A 4527-nucleotide genomic window follows, 5' to 3' on the forward strand; every position below is an offset into this window, starting at 1 on the left:
CGGCGATCCTGCGATGGGTCGCCGGTCCGATCATGCGTTCCGCCATCGGTTGCTGCAAAGTGCCGAACAACATGTCCTCCAGCTCATCAGACGCACCCGACACCTGCACATGCAGAGCAATGCTACCGGCGCTATACGCTTCCAAAACCCGTAGCATTGATGGCTGAACCGGCACGGGATTACAGGTAGATTTGTCGGCGCAACCGACAATCCCAAGATCGACGTCAAGCCAAAGCAGAACGACCGGCGTTGAAACCGTCCTGAGAAAATTCAGAACCTTACCCTGCCAGTTTTTCCGGAGTTCCTCGGCGACCAAGTCAAACCGCGTGTCTCTGCATCCTTTCAACCGGGCCACCAGGTGGCGCACAAAATGGATATCGGTGAAATCCACTTCGGGATAGAGCGCCATCAGGTTCGGTGTCGGGCACAGGAACCGGTCGTTCCGACGAGGATGGACGTGGTAAAACCTGTTCGTTTGACCCAGAACGCCCGGAACCTGAAAAATGCAAAGCTCAGCTTTGTTGGCAAGCTCTTGCAGTATCGGATCGCCACACAGAGCCTCGGCCCCACAGAACAGGCCGCCCAGATTGATGCAGCGCCTGTTCAGTTGCTGCTCCAACACCGCTGGAAATGGCCGTTCCACGAAGCGGCCGAAGGTTTCATCCGCGCCGATGCAGGCCACATATGGCTTATCCAAAGCCCTTTGAGGGCCCCGGAACGCCAGTTTCGATGTGCCGTAGTGGCAGATAGCATCTGCGGGACCACCCGCACCCATTGGTTGGTAGCTCATATCACTCACCCAGTTTTCATCACCCGGTTGCCATCTTGCAGCCGCAGGTCTTGCAGATTCGTTAATGCGCGCATTTGAAGCGAATTTGGCCGACCCGATACCCTTGCCGCCGGGGCTGAACTGCCGATAATGTCGCTGTATTCTGCGAACAGGGGCACCGGGAAATGGACGTAAAATCAGTCGGAGTGATTGGCGCGGGCCAGATGGGCAACGGGATCGCCCACGTTCTGGCGTTGGCGGAATATGATGTGCTGCTGAACGACATCAGTCAGGAGGCGCTGAACGGTGCCATGGCGACGATCCAGGCAAATCTGGAGCGTCAGGCAACACGCGGCAAGATCGCGGACAATGATGTGCAAACGGCCCTGGACCGGATCACCACAACGCTGCAACTGCCCGATCTGGGCAAAACCGATCTGGTGATCGAAGCGGCCACAGAACGGGAGACGGTCAAGCAGGCGATCTTTGAAGACCTGCTGCCGCATTTGCAGCCTCATACGATTCTGACGTCGAATACGTCCTCGATCTCGATCACGCGGCTGGCCAGCCGGACCGACCGACCCGAGCGTTTCATGGGGTTTCACTTCATGAACCCGGTTCCGGTGATGCAGTTGGTCGAACTGATTCGCGGCATTGCCACGGATGAGGAAACGTTCAGTGCCTGCAAGGCCGTGGTGGACAAGCTGGGTAAGACCGCCGCAAGTGCCGAAGATTTCCCCGCCTTCATCGTCAACCGCATTCTGATGCCGATGATCAATGAGGCGGTTTACACGCTTTATGAGGGTGTGGGGAATGTGCAATCCATCGACCAGTCGATGAAGCTGGGTGCCAATCATCCGATGGGGCCACTGGAACTGGCGGATTTCATTGGGTTGGACACCTGTCTGGCGATCATGAACGTGCTGCATGACGGGTTGGCCGATACCAAGTATCGCCCCTGCCCGCTGTTGACGAAATATGTCGAGGCCGGGTGGCTGGGACGCAAGACAGAGCGCGGATTTTATGATTACCGGGGCGAGGTGCCGGTGCCGACGCGGTAGGAGGGGGCCAGCCCCCTCGCCCGGATTTTATCCGGGCTCACCCCCGGGATATTTTTGGCCAGATGAAGAGACGGATCAGGTTTTGTCTGCCTGTCCCAGCGCCATCGTGTGATCCCTGAGCCATGCCATGAAGCCGCGGGGGTCGCGCTCCAGAAGCGCCATGTCTTCTTCGGAAATAGGGTCTCCGATCACCGGAGACTGGGGTCTGTTGCAAGAGCGGACAATTTCGTGCAGCAACAGGCCCTGACGCAGGATCGGTGAGATCCGGTTGGCGATCTGATACCAGCGCGAATTGCTTCCGGGGAAGAAGATCGGCACCACACGGGCACCCGAGCGGCGGATCATCTTGGCGGTGAAGACGTTCCATTCCCGTTCAATTGCCGGGCCGAACCAGTCATCCGAGGACATCACGACACCCGATGGAAACAGCGCCACAACGCCACCATCTTTCAGATGGTCCATCGTCTTGGCGCGCATTTCCAGCATCTTGGTCTGCGCCTCGGGGTCGTGCGGGAAGGGCACAGGGATCATGAACGAGGTTGCGGCCTCATCCAATCCGGTCAGGACCGAGCGGGTCAGGATGCGATAATCGCTGCGGACCCGGCCGATGAGTTCGGCAAAGATCATGCCATCGACCATACCGTGCGGATGGTTGGCGACAACGATGACCGGGCCATCCTTGGGAATGCGCGCGATCTGTTCGGCCGGGGTGGTCAGGTCGATCCCCATGATCCGCAGCGCACCGCCCCAGAATTTCTGGCCGCGGTAATGTTCGTTCTGCTTCTCGAACCGGTTGACCATACGCAGGATGGTCAGCTTGCCGGTACACCATTCGATGGCGCGGATCGCTGTCGATGTCCATGCGTCGTCGAAGGAGTTCGCGTAGGTCAGGGTTCTGCGATCATAGACCTCGCCCTGATCGGGGCTGTCATCCGCGACCGGTCCGGTCTTGGTATCGTGCGTGGTTTCCGCCAATTCCTGGTCATCCCCGTCCATTACGTGCGGCTGAGGTGCCGTATCAGAACCCTTCGCCGAACTTGTCGTTCACCAGGGTCTCTAATGCCTCTGCCAACGCCTCAGCATCCGGGCCAGACGTCTCGACGTCAATAGTGGTTCCGCGCGACGCTGCCAACATCAAAAGGCCCATGATGCTGTCACCCGAGGCAGAAAGTCCGTCCTTGGACACCTCTGCCCTAGCGTCAAAGCCTTCGACCACCTCGACCAGTTTGGCCGAGGCGCGGGCGTGAAGTCCTTTTTCATTAATGATTTTCAAGCTTCGCGTGGTCATTTCAATATATCCGGTTTTAATCCAGCGTCACATTCTGCGCGTTGATGTATTTGCGGCCCGCTTCCAACGCCAGGCGCACGGCTTCGGCCACTGGCAGGTGGCGGCTTTTGGCCAGTTTGATCAGCATTGGCAGGTTTGCCCCGTAAAGAATCCGTCGATCCTGCGGCGCGCAAGCCCGCAGGCTGAGATTCGATGGGCTGCCGCCAAACAGGTCGGTGACGACGACAACACCGTCGCCCAGGTCCACCTCATCGGCGGCGCGGCAGATCTCGGCCTGCTTTTCCTCGCGGTTGTGGTCGGCCTCGATCGGGATTGCGATCAGCCCGGGTTGTTTGCCAACCACGTGCTGGGTCGCGGCCAGATACTCCTGCGCCAGCCCGCCATGGGCTACTATTACGATCCCGATCAATCTGGCCTCTCATTCACTGATCGTCGTTCCATTTCGCGGTGCCTAATTGACACCTGCTGCCCTGCTTCCGCAAGGGCCTTTGCGACCGCTTCGGCCATGGCGACCGATCTGTGTTGCCCTCCGGTACATCCGAAAGCCACCGAAAGATGGGCCTTGCCTTCGGCGCGGAAGGCGGGAAGCAGCTGGATCAACAGCTCCACCACCCGGTCGAAAAATGCCGCGTAGTTGGCATCTGACTGGATATAGGTCGCCACATCCGGGTTTCGACCATCCTCGGCCCGCAATTCGGGGCGCCAATAGGGGTTGGCCAGGAACCGGCAGTCAAACACCATGTCCAGCCCGCGCGGCAACCCGCGTTTGTAGGAAAAGGATTCGATGGACACCGCCAGATGCCGCCCGTCCTTGGGGGCGAACCAGTGTTCGACCTCGGCACGCAGTTGGTGGATGTTCAGCGAGGTCGTGTCGATCAGCGTATCGGCAACCTCGCGGATTGGCAGCAGCAGCTCCTTTTCCTGCCGCACCCCGGTTTCGGGGCTGGCATTGGCCGCCACCGGGTGTCGCCTGCGGGTTTCCGAAAACCGGCGCAGCAGCACCTCGTCACTGCAATCCAGATACAGCGTGGTCAGATCGACATCCGCCATCCGGCCCAGTTTCTCGATCAGCTCGATGAACCCGATGGTCGAGAAATCGCGGTTGCGCACGTCGATGCCCAGCGCCATGGGCCGGTTGTCGTCGGGGCTGTCCAGCAGTCGCGACAGCAACCCCATGGGCAGGTTGTCGATGGCTTCGAACCCCAAATCCTCAAGCACATGGATCGCGGTCGAGCGCCCCGCGCCCGAGGGGCCGGTGACCAGCACGATGCGGCGTTGCGATGTCATGTGTTCGGCCATTGCGGGTCTACACGTCCCATTTTTACCAGTTGGATCAAAGCTGCGGCCAAATTGGGTGTGCCTGCGGCGCGAAGCAAGGGAACAGTTTGCCTCAGCACATCAATGTGTTG

General features: G+C 59.4%; 6 protein-coding genes. 1 reads left to right on the top strand and 5 read right to left on the bottom strand.

Features of this window, described 5'->3' with window-relative positions; translation table 11 throughout:
- Positions 1–790 (bottom strand): DUF6473 family protein (locus tag MPJ51_RS14945; RefSeq protein WP_298388456.1); only part of this gene is annotated, 790 nt, incomplete at its 3' end.
- 164 nt (positions 791–954) lie between these two features.
- Between MPJ51_RS14945 and MPJ51_RS14950 the strand changes: the two genes are divergently transcribed.
- Positions 955–1830 carry a 3-hydroxybutyryl-CoA dehydrogenase gene (locus MPJ51_RS14950; protein ID WP_298388374.1) on the top strand — a complete coding sequence of 292 codons (876 nt, stop codon included), beginning with the start codon at positions 955–957 and terminating at the stop codon, positions 1828–1830.
- Between the two features lie 75 nt (positions 1831–1905).
- Here the strand turns inward: MPJ51_RS14950 and MPJ51_RS14955 are convergent, their stop codons facing one another.
- Genes MPJ51_RS14955 through rapZ form a run of 4 tightly spaced genes read right to left on the bottom strand, consistent with a single transcriptional unit; the run spans position 1906 to position 4405 of the window.
- The gene (locus MPJ51_RS14955; RefSeq protein WP_298388458.1) at positions 1906–2805 is read right to left on the bottom strand and encodes a lysophospholipid acyltransferase family protein; all 900 of its coding nucleotides are present in this window, start codon (positions 2803–2805) and stop codon (positions 1906–1908) included.
- A 43-nt stretch (positions 2806–2848) separates the two neighbouring features.
- Positions 2849–3118: an HPr family phosphocarrier protein gene (locus tag MPJ51_RS14960; protein ID WP_298388376.1), complete on the bottom strand. Its 270-nt coding sequence runs from the start codon at positions 3116–3118 to the stop codon at positions 2849–2851.
- Positions 3119–3134: 16 nt separating this feature from the next.
- The gene (locus MPJ51_RS14965; RefSeq protein ID WP_298388378.1) at positions 3135–3527 is read right to left on the bottom strand and encodes a PTS fructose transporter subunit IIA; all 393 of its coding nucleotides are present in this window, start codon (positions 3525–3527) and stop codon (positions 3135–3137) included.
- Positions 3524–4405 carry an RNase adapter RapZ gene (rapZ, locus tag MPJ51_RS14970; RefSeq protein WP_298388380.1) on the bottom strand — a complete coding sequence of 294 codons (882 nt, stop codon included), beginning with the start codon at positions 4403–4405 and terminating at the stop codon, positions 3524–3526. Before rapZ ends, MPJ51_RS14965 begins: the two co-directional genes overlap by 4 nt.
- Positions 4406–4527 lie beyond the last annotated feature (122 nt).

It is taken from the genome of Ruegeria sp. (genome assembly GCF_028066395.1).
Lineage (GTDB): Bacteria > Pseudomonadota > Alphaproteobacteria > Rhodobacterales > Rhodobacteraceae > Ruegeria.